The organism is Exiguobacterium sp. S3, from assembly GCF_018617295.1.
Classification (GTDB): Bacteria; Bacillota; Bacilli; order Exiguobacteriales; family Exiguobacteriaceae; genus Exiguobacterium; species Exiguobacterium profundum.
Map to the genome: position 1 here is coordinate 450,200 of NZ_JACSJW010000001.1, position 19,029 is coordinate 469,228.

Here is a 19,029-nt window from a genome sequence, read left to right on the forward strand (position 1 = left end):
ATAACGCTTTTCGTCTGTTCTTTCCAGCCTGCGCCATCAATCAAATCGATGAATGAATAAACCACTCTTCAATTTCGGCTCGAACCAGGTTGATTTTGGAGGCATCTGGCCACCATCATCCGCCACGCGCATCAGTTGTGACATCGTTGTCTCATGGCACGTGAAAAGCAATCGATTTGGTACTTTAGTCAGCTTCTCTAATTCCGAGGCCGTCTTGTTCCCACCGACAAAATCGACTCTCGCGTCTGTACGAATATCCTCGACGTTGAAGTACGGCGTGAGTATATCTCGTTGTAAGATGGCAACGTCTAGCGCCTTGTCCTCTTGCCGTTTCGTCAACTGATAATATTTCCCTCGATAGGCGACTCCAAAGACGCCATGTTCTTTCGGCAGGACAAGACCATCCTCCTCATTGATCATGTATGAAAACGAGAGTCCGTCTAACATATTCTCTACCTCTTCTGGACTAATCGCTGTCAGCACGCGATGATACGGCAAAATCGTCAATTCGTCACTCGGGAAGAGGACACCTAAGAAGTGTGTACGTTCATTCTTTTGAGAACGATCCCCACCCATCCCGGAAACGACCGCTGCCGCTTTCGCACGATGATGTCCATCCGCAATGTAGATCGACGGGATGGTTGCGCCAATCATCATGACACGAGCGAGTTCACGGTTTGGAATCATGAATCCTTCATGCATGACGCCTCGTTCATCCGTGAACGAGAACAACGGGTCTCCGTCTGTCGCTTTATGTAAGATTTGCTTCAAGTTTGCATGTGGAGGATGACTGAGTAGAATAGGACCGGTGTGCGCTCGCGTCGCCCGGACATGCTCGACACGTTCCCGCTCCTTCGCCTCCCGTGTATATTCGTGAATCTTGATTCGACCGGCTTCATAATCCGCGACTGAAAAGGTGGCGACTAAACCGGTTTGCTGACGTTGTCCCGATGTCAATCGATAGACGTAAAATCCATTCGGACGTTCCGTCAACTCCTTCTCATAGAGACGTTCTAGCTCATGACGCGCCAAATCCCCCCACTTCTCAAGCGAAAGGTCGGATTGAAGTGCTTCCGGCTTATCAACTGCTAAAAAAGAATCAGGATTTTCTGAAATGACGGCTTGCGCCTCTTCAATCGATACGACATCGTACGGGTCTGCGGCGACACGTTCCGGATGCGCAGGCATATAAGGGCTGAACGGTTTAAATACGACCATAAGATCCTCCTTAAAATTCCCGGACGCGGATGACGCCCTGTATTTCATACAGCGCATGAATCGATAACGGTTCATGCTCACTGTTGTCTAAATCAATTAACGTATACGCCATCTCCCCGCGGCTACGATTGACCATGTTATCGATATTCAATCCATGTGAGGCAAGTTCTCCCGTGATTTGACCGACCATGTTCGGGACGTTTCGATGCAAGATTCCAAGACGGCGTTTACCGGTGTAAGGAAGCTCGACGTTCGGAAAATTAGCAGACGAACGAATATTCCCTGTCTCGAGATACAACTTCAGCGTCTCCACTGCTTGAATGGCACAATTAACTTCCGATTCTTTAGTCGATGCACCGAGGTGAGGCAGTGCCATGACTTGCGGATGACCAATCAACGTGTGACGGGGGAAGTCGGTCACATACAGTCCCACATGATGATGCAACGCCTTCAATAAGTCATCATCTTTCACGAGCTCTCCTCGCGCAAAGTTCAAAACAGTCATCCCCGGTTTCATCCGTTCGAACCAACTCTGGTCAATGCTGAATCGAGTCTCCTCAGTCAAAGGCATATGAATCGACAATAAGTCAACATTTCCCAGTACCTCACTTAAATGTTTGGCACGCGTGACGTGTTTCGAAATATTCCAGGCGGCATCAACCGAGAGATGGGGATCGTATCCGATAACATCGACCCCAAGCTGGAGAAGATCGTTGGCTAGCGACGCACCGATGGCTCCTAGACCGATAATCCCTACTTTTTTGCCTCGCAACTCCGCTCCGAGGAATTGTCGTTTTTGCACTTCCATCGCTTCTTCTAATTGCGATTGCGATGCGATAGTCTGTTCATTCACCCAATTGAGTCCTTTCACAATGGGTCGTACCGAGAGGATCATGCTCGCAAGGACGAGTTCTTTCACCGCATTCGCATTCGCACCAGGTGTATGAAACGCGACGATTCCTCGCTTCGCAAGTTTATCGAGCGGAAGGTTGTTGACACCGGCCCCTGCTCTAGCGATGGCGAGAAGATAGGGAGGGATATCCTCTTCGTGGACTTGATGACTTCTCAGTACCCAAGCATCGGCTTGATCCGATGCATTGATGACGTACTCGCTTGGCTCAAATCGTTTCAGACCAGCGGCAGCGATTTGATTAAATGTTTTGATGTGATACATGGGTTTCCTCCTCGAATGCTCTCATGACGTCGACGAGGCGTTCTGCCCCTTCTAGCGGCATCGCGTTATACAGACTTGCACGTAAGCCCCCTACCGAACGATGACCACCGAGTTCGAGCAATCCACGTTCTAAAGCGTATCGTTCAAATCGCCGATCCATCTCTTGATCTCCCGTTGTAAATGGGATGTTCGTCAATGAACGACATTCCCCCGAAACAATTGGAGAAAAGCAGGTCGACTCTTCAAGATAGGAATAGACCCTGTCACTTTTCTGATGATTCAATCGTTCCATCGCTTCGACGCCTCCGCGGTCTTCCACCCACTTCAATACACGCTCTGCTACATACATGCTGAAGGTCGATGGTGTATTGAATAACGTATCGACATGTGACCCATACTGAAGATAACTCGGCAACTCAAGCGACTGAATCAAATCCCGACGGATGATGACGACCGTCAGTCCTGCAGGTCCGATATTCTTTTGGGCTCCGGCATAAATCACCCCGAAGCGCTCCACATCGATTTGCTCGGCTAGAATGTTCGAGGAAGCATCTGCAATCAGCGGGACATCGATTTCAGGGAGATGTGTAAATCGAGTCCCTTCAATCGTGTTGTTCAGTGTCACATGGAGATAGTCCACCTCTTGGACAAGGCTCGATTCAAACGACATCTTTCCCGTCGCATCTACCAATGGGTGAATGACATCGACCTCTCCAAAGTGTTTCGCATCTTCCATCGCTTTTTTAGACCAGATGCCCGTATCCACATAAGCGAATCGATTCCGCTTCCGTAAATTCATCGGAATCATTGAAAATTGTAACGTCGCACCGCCTTGTAGCCAAAGCACAGCGTAATTCTCAGGGATATGCATGAGTTTTCTCAATCTCAATTCAAGAGAGTCGACCACACGTTCGAAAGACGCTGAGCGATGACTCGTTTCGATAATCGAAACGCCTTCATACTCAAACGTCAAAAGATGTTGTTGAATCTCTTGCATCACTTCTGTCGGTAGCATGCCAGGACCCGCAGAGTATGTATACGTCGACACGGTGTTTCCTCCTTTATAGTCTGTCTAAGGGTTTACTCTTCCTTATATGAAAGGGCATTTCCTGCCTGAAATACAAAATCGCCCTGATTCGAAAATCAGGGCGACTCAAACTCATTATTCTTCGTCCATAGAGAGAACAGACATAAACGCTTCTTGCGGGACTTCGACGGACCCGACCATCTTCATGCGCTTCTTACCTTCTTTTTGTTTCTCGAGGAGTTTCCGTTTACGTGAGATATCTCCCCCATAACATTTAGCCAAAACGTTTTTACGAAGTGCTTTAATCGTAGAACGTGCGACGATTTTAGTTCCAACGGCCGCTTGGACTGGAACTTCGAACTGCATCCGTGGAATGAGAGCTTTAAGCTTCTCAACAATGACCTTCCCACGTTCGTACGCGAAGTCACGGTGAACGATGAAGCTGAGGGCATCGACGATTTCGTTATTGAGCAAGATATCCATCTTCACGAGACGCGATTGACGGTAGCCGATCAACTCATAATCGAGAGACGCGTAGCCTTTCGTGCTCGATTTCAACTGATCGAAGAAATCATAGACGATTTCACTGAGCGGAATCTCGTACGTGATTTTGACGCGAGTCGTATCGATGTATTGCATATCGATGAACGTTCCGCGTTTCTTCTGGCAAAGTTCCATGATTGCACCTACGTAGTCGTTCGGTGTCATGACAGCCGCCTTGACGTATGGTTCTTCGATTGAATCAACCTTTTGTTGCTCTGGCATCTTCGATGGGTTATCGACGTGAATTACTTCGCCTGAAGTCGTCGTCACGTGATAAATTACCGATGGTGCCGTCGTAATCAAGTCGATGTTAAACTCACGTTCAATCCGCTCTTGAATGATTTCCATATGAAGCATGCCGAGGAATCCACAACGGAAACCAAAACCGAGCGCTTGCGACGTCTCTGGTTCAAACTCGAGTGCGGCATCTGAGAGCTGGAGCTTTTCAAGTGCCTCACGAAGATCATTGTACTTAGCCGCATCAATCGGATACAAACCACAGTAAACCATCGGGTTCATCTTGCGATAACCAGGTAGCTGACTCGTTGCCGGGTTTTTAGCAAGTGTGATCGTATCCCCGACGCGAACATCTCCTACTGTTTTAATGGATGCAGAAAGCGTACCAACGTCTCCTACGTTCAATTCTTTAACAGAGATCGGTTTTGGCGTCGACACACCGAGGTCCGTCACTTCGAACGTCTTGCCAGTCGCCATCATTTGAACTTTGTCTCCTACTTTGACTGAACCGTTCACGATACGAATCGATGCGACGACACCGCGGTAAGCGTCATAGTATGAGTCAAAAATCAGTGCTTGCAATGGTTCAGACGGGTCACCTGTCGGCGGAGGGACAAGTTCCACGATTTGTTCGAGAATCTCTTCAATCCCGATTCCCGCTTTTGCAGAAGTCGGGACCGCATCACTCGCATCGAGGCCGATGACGTCTTCAATCTCTTGACGGACCCGCTCGACATCCGCTGACGGCAAGTCGATTTTATTAATGACCGGAATGATTTCAAGGTCGTTATCGAGTGCTAAATAAACGTTCGCAAGGGTTTGCGCTTCAATTCCTTGCGCTGCGTCGACGACGAGAATCGCACCTTCACATGCCGCAAGCGAACGTGACACTTCATATGTGAAGTCGACGTGTCCTGGCGTGTCGATCAAGTGAAGAATATACTCTTCTCCGTCTTTCGCCGTATAGTTCAATTTGACGGCGTTCAATTTGATTGTAATTCCACGCTCACGCTCCAAGTCCATCGCGTCAAGCGTCTGCTCTTTCATCTCACGAGCCGTGAGTGCACCAGTCTTCTCAAGAATCCGGTCAGCGAGCGTCGACTTTCCATGATCGATGTGCGCGATGATGGAAAAGTTACGAATCTTCTTCTGACGATTCTCTAATTCTTGTTTGTTCATATATGGGTTCACCTATCCTTCTCATGCATACCGTGTCATTATATCAAAATCCTAAAGTAATGTGTACGACCTACTACAACAATACCACAGATAGTTTTCAGAATAATCATCAAGTGGTTGCTTTTCATATAACCGTTTGCTACAATTGTGCTTGTTCTGTTGAATGATTACTTGAAGTAATAAGAACATACACTTTCTTGTTTCAGGAGGTGACAAACAATGGCAAACATCAAATCAGCAATCAAACGTGCAAAAACTTCTGAAAAACGTCGTGTTGCGAACTCACAAGAGAAAGCGGCAATGCGTACAGCAGTAAAACGTGTTGATGCTCTCGTACTCGAAGGAAACAAAGAAGCTGCTCAAGAAGCTTTCGTCCTCGCTACGAAGAAGCTCGACAAGGCTGCATCAAAAGGTCTTATCCACAAAAACAAAGCAGGTCGTGATAAATCACGCCTCGCAGCTCGTATCGCTGCTCTCTAATTAGAGATCACACGAAACAGCCGCCTCCTATTCGGAGCCGGCTGTTTTTTTGTATACCATGATGTAATGAGGACCGATTTCAGGAATGTCGAATGGCTCTCCGATTCGTGTAAGCCCATTTCGTTCATAGAAACGGACAGCCACTTCTCTCGCATTACACCACCATGGACATCCCAGCTCATCATGGAGTGCCTGTAAAAATCGAGAGCCGATTCCTTGTCCCGAAAAATGAGGATCCGTCGCCATACCACGGAGTTGGAGCGGAATCCCCTCACCCTCGATTTGTTTCGGGGACATCATGACTGTAGCGACCGATAGCACTCGATCGCCTTCAACCCAAGCGAAGTGTCGCGTCGTCGGTGCCTCATCCCCTTCAAAATAACACGTCTCAACATCTTTTCCTGGTCTGAGCACAACATGACGGAGTGGAATCACGTCTTGAAGTGTCACTTGTTCGAATCCCATTCCCTCACCTCACAATAAGGCCAGTTGACAAACGAGCGTATCGAACACGATTTGTTTGTCACCACGTCCCGTTTTCATAGCTTCATCCGCGTCTGCAATCAAGGTCAGCGCTCGTGCGAGCTGAGCCTCGGAAAAGCCTCGGCTCGCTTGTGTCGCCAATTTGATTGTATACGGGTGGGCCCCGATTTTCGATGCGATTTGCTTTTCTCCATAACCTGCCTCTGTCAACTGTTTTGACAGGTACATGTTCCGATATTGTCTAGCAAGCAACCCGAGTAGTCCAATCAGTTCTTGCCCTTGTTTTTCTAAATCCCGAACCAATCGAAGCGCTGCATCTGCTTGACGTTTGACGAGAATCTCCGAGAGTTGAAAGACGTTATCTTCTAATGTACGGGGAACTAAATCATTCACAATCTCAATCGGAATCGTCGCACCCGTTCCCGCGTACAACTGTAGCTTCTCTAATTCACGAACCAACTTTCCCCAATCATCCTGACATAGGAATAAAAGACGCTCCATCGTAGAGCGCTCCATCTTTTGTTGTTCACGACTCAATGCATCGTTCACGTATCGCATCAGTTCGTTTTGGCTCGGTTTTTTCGCTTCGAGTACGATGGCACGCTCTTTCAAGCGCTTCACAATTTTTTTCCGCTCATCGAGTTTTTCTGACTCAACAATTAAGACAAGAACCGAGTAAGTCGCCGGTTGCACGACGTATTCCGCCAGGCGGTCGACATTGTGCTTTTGCTTCTCTTTCGCACCCGTTAAGAACTGGGCATTTTTCACGATAACCGTGCGATATTCACTAAAGAAAGGGACCGTCTCCGCTTCATCAAGCGCCGTATCGAGTGACGTCTCTTGAAGATCTAGTTGCATGACATCAAATTGATCACCGGATGGATTGGCCGCCTTCACGATTTCACGTTCCCACGTCTCTAACAAATATTTTTCGGTGCCATGGAGAACATAGACGCTCGCCAGTTTTCCATTATGTAACCATGGTTCATTCAAAACACACACCACTTTCACAATTTATTCTCATCTAAACATAGATTATCTTCCCATGATTCGCTATACTTATAAAGGAAGTATGATAAGGAGGGACCTAATATGCAAATCAACTCAGTACGCCCACCGAGTGAAAACCCGTTTGAAAATGACGTTCAATGCAAACGTAATGACGCCATCGACTCTGCGATCGGCTTCATCGTCCCATTTGGCTTTTTCTTCACGATTTTCTTCATCGGTGTCATCATCAAATTCTTAAGTCTATAAGTGTTCAAACGATTGCCCCGGGGGAGCAATCGTTTTTTAGTGTATCACATTTTATCCCGTACTACTCGATGATCCCCCGACACATGTTCTCTTCACAGACAATCATTCCATTCAAGTCGGTTCGATATAGACGTCTGCCCACAACCCGTCGTAACGTCTCTATGTGCGGATGTCCATATCGATTGTTCGAACCGACACTCGCAATGATCCATTCTGGATCGATTCGCTCAAGTAGTTCTTCCCCCGACGACGTGTTGGATCCGTGATGCCCTAATTTAAATACGTCGACGTCAAGCGTCGGTAACTCTGCTTCTCCCTCTATCGGCAAATCTCCTGTTAATAGATACCGCATGCCACCTACATTCATGTAAAGGCTAATCGAATGATCATTTTCATCTTCATGTCGCCGATTCGGTGCCACAATCCACATCCATGGCGTCGGACGATCGTCCGCCTCGAGATAACGGACCGATACATCATAGACCGCAGCTAAGTGTAGCAACTCTTCTCGTTTTTCAGCATTCGCCACTTCTTTTGATATCCAAAGTTCTTCCACCGTCACCACTTTCAATAATCCTTCTAATCCGCCGATGTGGTCATGATCCGCATGGGTCAACAGGACAAAATCAAGCGAACGCTCCCCACGCTTCCATAAATAAGGGGCCAATACATCTTCCCCCGGGTCAAATGTGCTTCGCTTTTGTTCGTTTGGATCTTGAAATACGCCCCCTACATCAATGACACCAACCGTTCTTCCCGATTCTACGACGATTGCATCACCTTGCCCGACATCCAAGAAGGTCACCCGTGAGGATTCCGCCCATTCCGACCATCCCGCAATCAACCCACATGTCATGATGGCCGCCCCCCATCCGATCCAACGTTTTCGATTCATCAGCGTTAAGCTTCCCCACAATCCTAGCAACAATGCGATTTGCGACGGCAATGCCAGATCGTGCAACGGAAGCCAAGGTCGTAAATCATCGTGGAGGGCGAACATTCCATTGATCGCATCCAACACAATCATGAACAACGGGGCAATCGAAGGAATCAGCCATGTGACAAATGCGAGTGGCATGATGACCCACGAGATACAGATGGCCATCAAGAGATTCCATATCGGTGCCGCGACGGATAGAACCGGTTGAACTTGCCATAGAACAATCAACCCGAACAGCTGTGCGAAAATGGACAACTCCATGAGTCCTGTCCAGATTTGTCTCGTAACTAACAAAAAGAAGGTCATCCCGACCGTCAATTGGAAACCCAGATTCGTGAGAAGGAACGGTTGAACGGCCAACATGCCCGCCGCACACCAACTCAAGAGCCGAATTGGGTCTCGAACCGTCACACCGAATAGAGAGATAAAGAGTATCACATCTGCGACGACAACAGCTCTTGCGACAGGTGGAGAAAAACCAGTCATCCATCCGAATACCGTAATACTAAAGATCATCAATATCGTCTTCGTCTCACGTCGAATAGGGATCGGGTGCAACAATACGCGCATGGCCACAATCAACATGGCAATATGCGAACCGGAAATCACAAGAAGGTGAAGAAGGCCCGTCACACGATAAGAAAACGAGGTCTGTTCATCTAGCATTCGACTCTCCCCGAACAATAATGCCTCCATATATAATGCGACATCCTCACGATGACGATGCTCAATTTGTTGAAGTTGTTGTTCTTTCCAACGCAACAACCGACCGCCCCATCCTGCTGTCGGACGACACGCATCGATTCGTTTCACCTTTCCTTTGAAGGATACGTTTGAACTCAGCGCCCAATCCCGTTCATCAAATCCTCCAGTGTTTCGTAACGGTTGAAACGCCTCTACTTCGATTTGCATAAGGCACGTCTCCCCAGGTCGTCCGTGTTCTAATTCGCGTCCTCGTAAAACGCCCTGAAGATCGTCTACGTTCCCATATAGTCTTGCCGATTTACCATTTTCCTTTCGACTTTCGATTGAGAAGGCAATCGTGTCTCGCGATAACGATTCTATAGGGGTCGTATGGAACGATGCGATGCAGATGAACCCAATCACACCGGCTTTCGCATATAAGCCTTGTCCACGTCGTGTAAATAGATAGAAGACAAAAGCGACCACGGAGACCCAATAGAATCCTTCTGTCAGACCGGTTACAATGAGTACCGCAAATAATGGAAACAGCGGCATCCTATGGCACCAATAAATATGGTTTCATACTTTCTAATGTCTTTTCGCCGAACCCCTTCACATCACCTAGCGCTTCATATGTTTTAAATGGACCGTTCGCTTTCAGATGATTTAAAATCGCCTCGGCTTTGGCTGGACCAATTCCCGGAACCGTCATTAGTTCCTCTTTCGTCGCACTGTTGACATGAACACCGTTCGTCTCCATCTCGGGACTCGGTGAGTCTTGCGAAATCGGTGTTTCTCCTTTTTTCGGCACGATGATTTTGACTCCATCTACTAATAGTTGTGCCAAATTTAACTGTTCTGGGTCAGCTTCATCTGTCAGGACTGCTAAAGACAACACATCGCCCACCCTTGCCCCTTCTGGTACGGTATACACGTTCGGAGATTCAACCGCACCTGTCACGTACACAACGAGCTCCATACGCTCTGGTGTCGTGGTCGGTGTGACCTCCTCAGGTTCTATGACGAATTCATCCACCATTCGTTGCTCCGGTTCCTTTTGATAAAACAAATAGCCTACTCCTAAAAATAGAACGACTATTAGACCAATGACGAGTTGTTTCCACCTTTCCAAACGTATCACCACCCTGTTCGACTGTTACGTTGAGTATGCCGAATCAGCTGTTTCGAAACACGTCTCCTTCTTCTCCACATTCGTGTCATTAGGAAATGATTTGTTTGGAAGTTATATATCACACTCATACATGCAACGGTATTCAATCACATAATTTTAATGCATGGGTTATAGAATGACGGAAAAAACGGAGACCACCACGTGGCCTCCGTTCCTACTGTTCACTGTTCGATTATTCTTCTTCGAAATGCTGAACCTGGTCAGCGAGCGCCGCTGCCTGTCCTTCTAACTCTTGCATCAATGTAAAGATTTGATCAAAGCTCGCTTGCTGTTCTTTCATCGAGGCTGCCACTTCTTCGTTTCCTGCGGCTAACTCTTCCGTCACGCCAGATACTTCTTCGACCCGACGTAAGACGTTGTTTACCTCGTTACTCGATGTGCGCATCTCTTGTTCAATCGTACGCACGAACGAGGCGACGTGGTCTGTCCGTTCATGGATTCGGTTGAACGCTTCTTTCGTTAATCCGAACGCTTCCAGCTGAGCCTCTTGTTCACGTTTTGACTCGTTCACCGTTTCCGTCAAACGTACGACTTCTTGCTGGATCGTCTCGACAACGTGGAAAATGGATCGAGTCGCCTTGTTGCTTTCTTCCGCCAACTTCTTCACTTCACTTGCAACGACAGCAAATCCTCGTCCCGCTTCTCCCGCACGGGCTGCCTCGATTGCTGCATTGAGAGCAAGTAAATTCGTCTGAGCTGCGACATCTTCGACAAGCTTCGCCATCGCCTCAATCTCAGCAGTTTGTCTTGCAAAGTGGTCCATGCGCGAAACAAGCACTTCATTCCGTTCGCTTGAACGATCTAAAATATGCTCTTGGTCCGTTAATGTTTCAATTCCAGCCGCCACTTCACGTGTCATTTCTGACGTTTCTTCCGTCGTCTGTTTCGTCTGGTTCAAGCTCGTCTCAAATGAAGTTGCCATCGTATGCACAGAGCTGAGCGTTTCTTGCAGTTCGTTTGCAATTGACTGTGCTCCGTGTGCCATTTCATCAACTGCGTTCGTAATGTTAGAAGTCGTACTCACGACCGCTTCATTTTCGGCCGCTGCCGTTTCGGTCATCCCGTTCACTTTCATTGATGTGACTCGAATCGAACCAATCACCGTCTGAAGTGATGCCGTCATATCACGCATGGCACGTTCAAGACGCCCTATTTCATCATTCCGCGTCGACTCAGGGAGCATGACGAGACGTCCGGCCGCAATCGCTTCTGCCACTTTGACATTTCGTTCGAGTGGTCGGGTGATTGAACGGGCAAAGAAGAAGTTATAGATTCCGAGCGCAAGAATGACAAGAATCGTCAAAAGGACCGAAATCAACAAGAGACGTTCCGTCTCATTTGCCGCCTCTACTTGAAGCGCCTCATAGAATGAACCGTTCTTTGCAATCAATGTATTGATATCGTTTAACAAACCTTCTAGTTTCGCTGCCTGGATCCGAGCTCCGATACCGCCCTCAAGTGCCGACTCGACATCTTCGTTCACCTGTTCGTACTTCATCGTGGCACGGTCTAAATGATTTGAAAATGCCGGAATCAAATAAGACTGTTTTAAATCATCAAATGTTTCCGCGTTCGTCACACGGATGCGCTCTAGTTGAGTCAATGTAGATTGGTTCGACTGTTCGCCAAGTGACGTCCAGAGTGACTGCTCTTGTAAGAGTGACGTTTCAAGTTGAGACAATTCAATCATTTGACTCCCATATTTCTCGTTATACGTTTGCAAGCGATTCAAAGTAGACAAGACATAACTCATCATCAGTACGACTAAGATGACAGTGAACACAGTTGAGAAGATAAAACGTTTACGTAAACTCATTTAAGTGTTCCCTCCTTCAACTGGCGTTCTACTGATTCATACTCTGATGTTTCTTTTTCATCCCATTGAATGCGACGAAGTGGGGCCAAGCCTACGCCACCTTCCTCAATTCCAAGAATGACATGTTCATTAAACGGTTTTTCGGTCACACGACCCGCGATTTCCACAATCGCCAAATCGACTTGTTTCAACATCGACGTCACAACCGCATCCGGTGCAATCATCGATTGATCACTATCGACCCCGATTGCCTTGACGCCGTATTTTTCAGCCGTCTCGAGTACACCGACTCCTGTAAGTCCAGCTGCAGCATACAGAACATCTGCTCCCGCTTTAATTTGTTTCTCAGCGAGTTCGCGACCGAGCTCTGGTGAAGCAAAATCATTCGAGAAATCAACGAGCATCTCGACATCTTCGTTCACCGCTTTAGCGCCACGTTCAAATCCTGCTTCAAATTTTTGAATAAGTTCCATATCCATCCCACCGATAAATCCAATCGTATCGGACTCTGTCTCAAGACCAGCCACTGCGCCGGCGAGCGTACTTCCCTCTCCCTCTTCGAACGTGATACTCAAGACGTTCGGAAGTTCGGACACGCCATCGATCAAAGCGAATTGCTGTTCCGGATGTTCAGCCGCTACGGCCTCTAAGTCTTCTTGACACGCAAAACCGAGACCGACAATTACGTCATGTCCCTCTTTTACCAATTCTTCAAAACCAACTTTGTATGTCTCCGTTTCGGATAGTTCACGATAATCAACGAACCAATCGCCCGTTTCACGTAGCTCACCCATTCCACGCATAGCTGCGTCACTGAACGATTGGTCCCCGAGACCAACGTCAGATAGAACAACTCCCATCGTCTGTCGTTCATCGACAGTGGCACTTGGATTGTCGATAACTGACTGACAACCGGACAACCAAAGGGTGCAAGCCGTGATTGTACTGAGCATTATACTTTTCTTCATATATTCAATACTCCCTCTCTCTAATGGTCTGACAACACTTATATCGACCGAGAAAGGGTTATTCTACATTATTTTTTTTAAAAGTTGTGGCAATAAAAAAAGCCATAGACATCGTCCATGGCTTCTTACACTTATTCTTTTGAAGCAGCAACCGTTGTATCAGCTAATTCACGCTCCGGTGTAGGAGCTGTTGCAACGTTCCCTTTCCCCGCAAAGTTCTCAAGCAAGTCTTTCATATCAATGCCCGAAGAAGCTTTTAATGTTTGTTGAAGCGACGCCATGAGGTCGGTTGCGTAACCTGTCACTTTCCCGGCACCGCCGTTTTGACCGCTCCCCGTGTCGACGACCGTAATTTGATCGATGTTTCCAAGTGGCGATGCAATTTCTTTCGCATAATCAGGAAGCATCTTGACGACCATATCGAGAATCGCAGCCTGCCCGTATTGCGCGAAGGCTTCGGCAATCTTCTCTTTCGCTTCCGCTTCGGCAAGACCGGTCAAGCGGATAATTTCAGCTTCTGCCTCACCTTTCGCACGTTCAGAATCCGCTTCTGCAAGACCTGCCAAACGTACGCGTTCCGCATCGGCTTTCGCCTGTGCTTCAATACGATACTTCTCTGCATCCGCACTTGCGATTTGACGTGCCTTATCCGCAGCGGCAGACTGTTCAATCGAGTATCGATCCGCATCGGCTTTTTTCTTCACTTCTGAATCATATTGTTTCTCACGACGCATGATTTCTTTCTCTTCGAGCTCGATTTGCTTTTGACGCTCGATAATTTGAACTTGCATCTGCTGTTCAGTGACTTCTTGTTTCGCACGCGCTTCCTCAAGCTCATACGCTTGGTCGGCCCGCGCTTTGGCAACATCTTGCTCACGGCGATAAGCCGCAATCCGAAGTTGGTTCTCTTTCTCAGCTTCCGCGATTTCAGACGCACGCTCAAGCTCGGCCTTCTTCGCATCTTTCATTGCTTCCGCCTGTTTGATGCGCGTCTCTTTATCTGCTTCTGCTGTCGCGATATCAGCATCACGCTTCACTTGGGCGATACGCGGTTTCCCTAGCGATTCCAAGTATCCGTTCTTATCTCGAACGTCTTTGATGGTGAATGATACGATGACTAGCCCCATCTTCGCTAAGTCTTGTGATGCAACTCGTTGAACTTCTTGCGAAAACTTGTCACGGTTCTTATAGATTTCTTCAACGGTCATAGAACCTAAAATCGAGCGCAAATGGCCTTCTAACACTTCTTTCGCTTCATTTTCACGTTCAATCTTCGGTTTTCCGAGGAACTGCTCAGCCGCTGTCGCGATTTCACTGATTGATCCGCCGATTTTAATGATGGCTGTTCCGTCTGCCATGACCGGGACACCCTGTTCTGTATACACTTCAGGTGTCGTGACCTCTAATTTGCTTGAGAGCAAGCTGAGCGGTTCTGCTTGCTGGAATACTGGGAAGACGAATGTCCCGCCGCCACGAATGATTTTGACGCGGTTACCGGATGTATCGCTATGTACATTTTTCTTGCCTAAATAACTACCTGTCACAATCAGTGCCTCATCTGGTCCGACTGTGCGATATTTTAGTACGAATACAAACACAAGTGCGAGAATGATGACCCCGACGATAATGCTGACTAAAATAGCCGTATTCATGTGTTATATCTCCTCTCGAATTGTAGGTTCGTCATATGGCATGACGATTGCGATATTGCCTTTTACTTCAATGATGACTACCCGATGATCTGTCGAAATCGATGTACCGTCTAAGCTTTGAGCCGTCTTTAAAAGCGATCCCGTCACTGTCTCAATCAAGACTTCACCGTATCCGCCTTCAGGAATGGGCACGGTCAATCGTCCGACACGTCCAACTAATGCCTCATCCGTCAAACCAATGGACTCTTCCGCATTTGAGAGCGGTAAGAGAACAAACAAATAGAGAAGCGTCGTCAGAGCAAGAGACCCGACCAATGCGACAGCGAGCCCAATCATCGGGGAAACGTGAGCCAATGCGTTTAAGATGAGCCCAATTCCTGCCCCTAGTGCCAAGAAAGATAGGATGACTGCAGGGTTGAACCAACCTTCAAACATATCGAACGCATCGGAAAACATCATGTAAATGAAGGTTCCAAGACCAGCGATGATCAACACCCACCAATAAAGTTGATCGATTGCCTCCATTACCACCCCTCCTGTCGACGTTTTTGTTCCATCATCAGTACGCGTCGAAGTTGTTCGACTTCTAATGCAAGCCGATCTTCAATTTCATCCCACTCCGACAGTGATGAAGTGGATAAGTCGTTCACTTCTCGAACTCGACCAATGGAACGTTCAATCCGTCGCCGATTGTATATGTCGACAAGTTCTTGTCGTTCGAGTCGCATCCTGTTTAAAAAATATTCCACTTCTTTTTGAACTTGAACGACTTGATCCGTCACGCCCTCAGAAGAATCTTGCATCAGTAGCCGACGCACTCTCACTTGATGAGCTACTAATTTAGCAATTCTCGACTCGAGTTCGAGAATGTGCTTGTATAATTCCTCTACCTCATCTCGTTGCGTGTCATCGCGCCACCACACGTCCACCTCACCTCACTTTTCTCTACTCACCTCCATATACGATAAAACCTCATCTTCGGTTTCAAAAAATCATAAAAAAATGTAAAATGAATTTGCCAGACAGAAAGGAAGTGCTCATGTTGGGCAACCAAGTCATTAAGCTATCAACCGCATCACAAGAAAAACTAAAAAAGATGTACCATGAGTATGCAGTCGCGCCACCACCATATGCGACATTCAGCGCCAAGACACCGGGATTTGTCGTAACGGTTTATCAATCAGGGAAAGTGATGTTCCAAGGAAAAGATGCTGAGACCGAGGCAGTGAAATGGGGACTACCTGCTGAGAAGAAACAAGCATCCGCACCGAACACCCTCTTACCTGAAGGATTTTCAAGTTGGTCTGTCATTGGAAGCGACGAGGTCGGAAAAGGAGACTACTTCGGACCACTCGTCGTCGTAGCGGCTTTTGTCTCACGCGATCAAATCGCACTCGTCAAAGAACTCGGCGTGAAAGATTCAAAACAGTTATCCGACCCTGAAATCATCCGGATTGCAAAAGATTTACACGCTACGATTCCCTATCAAAAAGCAACACTGCATAATCCAACATATAACAACATGCAACGGACGATGACACAAGGTAAAATGACCGCCATCGCCCATAATGCTGCACTTCGAGCGTTACTTGAGAAAATCGGACAGAAACCCGATGCCATTCTCATCGATCAATTCGCAGAGAAGTCGGTATACTATCAACACTTGCGGGCAGAGCGGGATATCGTGCGCGACGATGTCTACTTTTCAACCAAGGCAGAAGGTCTTCATGTCGCCGTCGCAGCTGCTTCCATTTTAGCTCGCGCCTTCTTCTTAAAAGAAATGGACAAACTAAGTAAACAAGTAGGATTGACCCTCCCGAAAGGGGCAGGAGCAAAAGTCGACCAAGTCGCCGCTCAAATCATTCGAGGTCATGGACAGGATTATTTACAAAAGATTGCTAAAGTCCATTTTGCGAATACAAAGAAAGCCATCAACTTGAATGAACGTCGTTTGTAGAGCTTCGACATCAAGTATGATATACTCGTTTTACGGTTAAATGAACTTAAAATTTTTGGAGGATAGCGTTCATGTTGCATTATAAAACCTACACGATTAGTGATGACCATCCTTGGGTCATCTTTATACATGGGGCCGGAGGAAGTTTATCGCATTGGTATCGCCAACTTCGTCCCTTCCGTAAAAAATATAATGTCCTGCTCGTCGATTTACGCGGTCATGGCGGTTCATACGATGCTGAACAGTCGCTCAAACAACCATTGAATGCCTATACGTTTGATGTCGTTGCCAAAGACGTGATTGAAGTCATGGATCACTTAGGTATCGAAAAAGGGCACATGGTCGGTCTTTCTTTAGGGACGATTGTGATTCAGGCGATGTTTGAGCACTATCCGGATCGAATCGCATCAGTCGTCCTCGGCGGAGCCATTGTAAAATTTAATGTGCGCTCCACGTTGCTCATCCGACTTGGTAGTCTCGTGCAAAACTTCGTCCCCTATATGTGGTTATATAAATTATTCGCATGGATTTTACTCCCGAAGAAGCGTCACAAGAAGTCTCGGATGATGTTCGTCCGCGATGCGGCGAACTTATGTCAACGTGAGTTTATCCGTTGGTTCAAGATGACGGAAAATATTAATCCTTTATTGAATCAGTTCACTTCGATTCAAACGAACGTCCCGATTTTGTATATTATGGGTGATGAGGATTATATGTTTCTTGAAGCTGTCGAGCGGACAGCGAAACATCAACCGACAGCCAATGTTGAAATCGTTGCAGACTCTGGTCATGTGGTCAATGTAGACCAACCCGATCAATTCAATGCATTGTCGATGAATTTTATCGACGATCAGATTCAAGCACGCTCATTACAAATGAGCTAATTCAGGACGCCACTGGGCTTCCTGAATTTTTTTGTGTTTATTTTCAGAAAATATTGATTATTACAAAAATAGATGGTATTCTTTAGCAAATCCAACGAAGAGGAGATGCTCGAAATGTCCAATCCCGTACATATGAACAGCCTGCTGATTATTATTCGACTGAGGGACTGAAATCGTTTTGTTTTCAAAAAACGACTTTTCAGGCCCTTGTTCCCGTGGTAATCGGACAGGCGCCTGCAGGTTGAAACCGCGCCTATCCTTGATGGATAGGTTTTTTTGTTGACATAAAGATATAGAGGAGATGATGGAAGTGAAGCAGTATATGATGGATCGAATGGTAAAAATTTCAGCAGGTATGGCAAATGCCGTACTCGTCACGCTCGGTGTCGGTTTATTGATTGAGACGATTGGTAATTTGAGCGGAATCGCGATGCTCGTACAGATTGGACAAGTCGCCAAATCATTGTTGGCACCTGCTTTAGGCGCTGGCGTCGCGTTTCAACTCGGAAGCAACACGCTCATCCTATTTAGCGCCATGATTGCTGCAACCATTGGCGGTGCAGCTTTAAAAGCGTCAGAAAGCGGACTCGTCCTCGTTCCAGGTCAACCGATTAGCGCACTGATTGCAGCGGCTGCCGCTGTATGGCTCGGAAAACGTGTCCTCGGCAAAACAAAGTTTGATATGATGGTCGTCCCGGTCACAGCCGTTTTAGGTGGCGGCATTGTTGGGGTTGCTGCGGCAGCGGTCACGACTCCTCTTATCAACTCAATCAGCCAAGGGATCACCGCATCTGTTGAAACTTCACCGATTGCCACATCTCTTGTCATCGCACTTGTTTTCAGTGTCATGCTCATGTCGCCTGCATCATCTGCCGCACTCGCCATCGCGCTTCAACTTGACCCTGTCGCTAGCGCCGCTGCCTTGATCGGTTGCTCTGCTCAATTTGTTGGATTTACCTTAATGGCATATCGTCAAACCGACCCAGGTGGATTGGTCGCCTCATTCTTTGTCACACCGAAAGTGCAGTTTCCGAATATCATCAAAAACCCACGAATCGTCGTCCCACCGTTTATCGCCGCGATGATTTCCGCACCGATTGCTACTTTGATGTTCTCACTCCAAGTCCCATATGAAATTGCGGGTCTCGGGCTCAACTCCTTGATTGCCCCGCTTCAGATTTTAGCGGTCCAAGGGTTGGATGCCTTTCTCATCTTCACGATGACCGGCGTCGTACTCCCTGCACTCATTACATGGGCTCTTTATCGTGTGACGAGTCTTGTCGGATGGACCAAGTTCGGCGATCTCGCACTTGAGATTCAATAATAAAAGGAGCGTTG

18 protein-coding genes are annotated in these 19,029 nt (G+C 47.3%); 5 read left to right on the plus strand and 13 right to left on the minus strand.

What is annotated here, in order from left to right; all coding sequences use genetic code 11:
• Window positions 1-36: 36 nt before the first annotated feature.
• The 4 genes from KNO65_RS02420 to lepA form a co-directional block, all read right to left on the minus strand.
• Window positions 37-1,218: a DUF1015 domain-containing protein gene (locus tag KNO65_RS02420; RefSeq protein WP_214781522.1), complete on the minus strand. Its 1,182-nt coding sequence runs from the start codon at window positions 1,216-1,218 to the stop codon at window positions 37-39.
• Between the two features lie 10 nt (window positions 1,219-1,228).
• A complete protein-coding gene (locus tag KNO65_RS02425) occupies window positions 1,229-2,392 on the minus strand; it encodes a phosphoglycerate dehydrogenase (protein ID WP_214781524.1) in 1,164 nt (387 codons plus the stop codon).
• Entirely contained in the window at window positions 2,370-3,440 is a 1,071-nt protein-coding gene (serC, locus tag KNO65_RS02430; RefSeq protein ID WP_214781526.1) for a 3-phosphoserine/phosphohydroxythreonine transaminase, read from the minus strand. The genes KNO65_RS02425 and serC overlap by 23 nt, the downstream gene beginning before the upstream one ends.
• A gap of 114 nt (window positions 3,441-3,554) precedes the next feature.
• Complete coding sequence (gene lepA / locus KNO65_RS02435; RefSeq protein WP_196430887.1) at window positions 3,555-5,378, minus strand: translation elongation factor 4; 1,824 nt, start codon at window positions 5,376-5,378, stop codon at window positions 3,555-3,557.
• 219 nt (window positions 5,379-5,597) lie between these two features.
• Between lepA and rpsT the strand changes: the two genes are divergently transcribed.
• The gene (gene rpsT, locus KNO65_RS02440; RefSeq protein ID WP_012726675.1) at window positions 5,598-5,858 is read left to right on the plus strand and encodes a 30S ribosomal protein S20; all 261 of its coding nucleotides are present in this window, start codon (window positions 5,598-5,600) and stop codon (window positions 5,856-5,858) included.
• A gap of 27 nt (window positions 5,859-5,885) precedes the next feature.
• Here the strand turns inward: rpsT and KNO65_RS02445 are convergent, their stop codons facing one another.
• The gene (locus KNO65_RS02445; RefSeq protein ID WP_214781528.1) at window positions 5,886-6,323 is read right to left on the minus strand and encodes a GNAT family N-acetyltransferase; all 438 of its coding nucleotides are present in this window, start codon (window positions 6,321-6,323) and stop codon (window positions 5,886-5,888) included.
• 9 nt (window positions 6,324-6,332) lie between these two features.
• A complete protein-coding gene (gene holA, locus KNO65_RS02450) occupies window positions 6,333-7,343 on the minus strand; it encodes a DNA polymerase III subunit delta (protein WP_264093061.1) in 1,011 nt (336 codons plus the stop codon).
• 90 nt (window positions 7,344-7,433) lie between these two features.
• Between holA and KNO65_RS02455 the strand changes: the two genes are divergently transcribed.
• A complete protein-coding gene (locus KNO65_RS02455; RefSeq protein WP_012726678.1) occupies window positions 7,434-7,598 on the plus strand; it encodes a YqzM family protein in 165 nt (54 codons plus the stop codon).
• Between the two features lie 61 nt (window positions 7,599-7,659).
• Here KNO65_RS02455 and KNO65_RS02460 read toward each other — a convergent pair whose 3' ends face one another.
• The 7 genes from KNO65_RS02460 to KNO65_RS02490 all read right to left on the minus strand — a co-directional run bounded on the left by KNO65_RS02460 (window position 7,660) and on the right by KNO65_RS02490 (window position 15,773).
• Window positions 7,660-9,777, minus strand: a complete 2,118-nt coding sequence (locus tag KNO65_RS02460; protein ID WP_214781533.1) for a DNA internalization-related competence protein ComEC/Rec2 — start codon at window positions 9,775-9,777, stop codon at window positions 7,660-7,662.
• 1 nt (window position 9,778) lies between these two features.
• Window positions 9,779-10,291: a helix-hairpin-helix domain-containing protein gene (locus tag KNO65_RS02465; RefSeq protein WP_251131630.1), complete on the minus strand. Its 513-nt coding sequence runs from the start codon at window positions 10,289-10,291 to the stop codon at window positions 9,779-9,781.
• 295 nt (window positions 10,292-10,586) lie between these two features.
• Entirely contained in the window at window positions 10,587-12,230 is a 1,644-nt protein-coding gene (locus KNO65_RS02470) for a methyl-accepting chemotaxis protein (RefSeq protein ID WP_214781538.1), read from the minus strand.
• Entirely contained in the window at window positions 12,227-13,198 is a 972-nt protein-coding gene (locus KNO65_RS02475; protein WP_214781540.1) for a BMP family lipoprotein, read from the minus strand. Before KNO65_RS02475 ends, KNO65_RS02470 begins: the two co-directional genes overlap by 4 nt.
• A gap of 131 nt (window positions 13,199-13,329) precedes the next feature.
• Window positions 13,330-14,850 carry a flotillin lipid rafts scaffold protein FloT gene (locus tag KNO65_RS02480; protein ID WP_074036561.1) on the minus strand — a complete coding sequence of 507 codons (1,521 nt, stop codon included), beginning with the start codon at window positions 14,848-14,850 and terminating at the stop codon, window positions 13,330-13,332.
• 3 nt (window positions 14,851-14,853) lie between these two features.
• Entirely contained in the window at window positions 14,854-15,375 is a 522-nt protein-coding gene (locus KNO65_RS02485; RefSeq protein ID WP_214781542.1) for an NfeD family protein, read from the minus strand.
• Window positions 15,375-15,773 (minus strand): hypothetical protein, encoded by a 399-nt coding sequence (locus KNO65_RS02490; protein WP_214781544.1) that lies wholly within the window; start codon window positions 15,771-15,773, stop codon window positions 15,375-15,377. Before KNO65_RS02490 ends, KNO65_RS02485 begins: the two co-directional genes overlap by 1 nt.
• Window positions 15,774-15,892: 119 nt before the next feature.
• On the opposite strand from KNO65_RS02490, the gene rnhC reads away from it, so the two are divergent.
• The 3 genes from rnhC to KNO65_RS02505 all read left to right on the plus strand — a co-directional run bounded on the left by rnhC (window position 15,893) and on the right by KNO65_RS02505 (window position 19,015).
• A complete protein-coding gene (gene rnhC, locus KNO65_RS02495; protein ID WP_455331779.1) occupies window positions 15,893-16,807 on the plus strand; it encodes a ribonuclease HIII in 915 nt (304 codons plus the stop codon).
• Window positions 16,808-16,878: 71 nt separating this feature from the next.
• Window positions 16,879-17,691 (plus strand): alpha/beta fold hydrolase, encoded by an 813-nt coding sequence (locus tag KNO65_RS02500; protein ID WP_078147177.1) that lies wholly within the window; start codon window positions 16,879-16,881, stop codon window positions 17,689-17,691.
• A gap of 301 nt (window positions 17,692-17,992) precedes the next feature.
• Window positions 17,993-19,015 (plus strand): PTS sugar transporter subunit IIC, encoded by a 1,023-nt coding sequence (locus tag KNO65_RS02505; protein WP_074036553.1) that lies wholly within the window; start codon window positions 17,993-17,995, stop codon window positions 19,013-19,015.
• Window positions 19,016-19,029: the final 14 nt, after the last annotated feature.

Excerpts from the sequence above, each read along its gene's own strand:
- KNO65_RS02420 (WP_214781522.1), bottom strand. The coding sequence starts at position 1,218 with ATGGTCGTATTTAAACCGTTCAGCCCTTATATGCCTGCGCATCCGGAA.
- KNO65_RS02425 (WP_214781524.1), bottom strand. The coding sequence starts at position 2,392 with ATGTATCACATCAAAACATTTAATCAAATCGCTGCCGCTGGTCTGAAA.
- lepA (WP_196430887.1), bottom strand. The coding sequence starts at position 5,378 with ATGAACAAACAAGAATTAGAGAATCGTCAGAAGAAGATTCGTAACTTT.
- rpsT (WP_012726675.1), top strand. The coding sequence starts at position 5,598 with ATGGCAAACATCAAATCAGCAATCAAACGTGCAAAAACTTCTGAAAAA.
- KNO65_RS02445 (WP_214781528.1), bottom strand. The coding sequence starts at position 6,323 with ATGGGATTCGAACAAGTGACACTTCAAGACGTGATTCCACTCCGTCAT.
- KNO65_RS02455 (WP_012726678.1), top strand. The coding sequence starts at position 7,434 with ATGCAAATCAACTCAGTACGCCCACCGAGTGAAAACCCGTTTGAAAAT.
- KNO65_RS02460 (WP_214781533.1), bottom strand. The coding sequence starts at position 9,777 with ATGCCGCTGTTTCCATTATTTGCGGTACTCATTGTAACCGGTCTGACA.
- KNO65_RS02470 (WP_214781538.1), bottom strand. The coding sequence starts at position 12,230 with ATGAGTTTACGTAAACGTTTTATCTTCTCAACTGTGTTCACTGTCATC.
- KNO65_RS02475 (WP_214781540.1), bottom strand. The coding sequence starts at position 13,198 with ATGAAGAAAAGTATAATGCTCAGTACAATCACGGCTTGCACCCTTTGG.
- KNO65_RS02480 (WP_074036561.1), bottom strand. The coding sequence starts at position 14,850 with ATGAATACGGCTATTTTAGTCAGCATTATCGTCGGGGTCATCATTCTC.
- KNO65_RS02485 (WP_214781542.1), bottom strand. The coding sequence starts at position 15,375 with ATGGAGGCAATCGATCAACTTTATTGGTGGGTGTTGATCATCGCTGGT.
- KNO65_RS02500 (WP_078147177.1), top strand. The coding sequence starts at position 16,879 with ATGTTGCATTATAAAACCTACACGATTAGTGATGACCATCCTTGGGTC.
- KNO65_RS02505 (WP_074036553.1), top strand. The coding sequence starts at position 17,993 with ATGATGGAAGTGAAGCAGTATATGATGGATCGAATGGTAAAAATTTCA.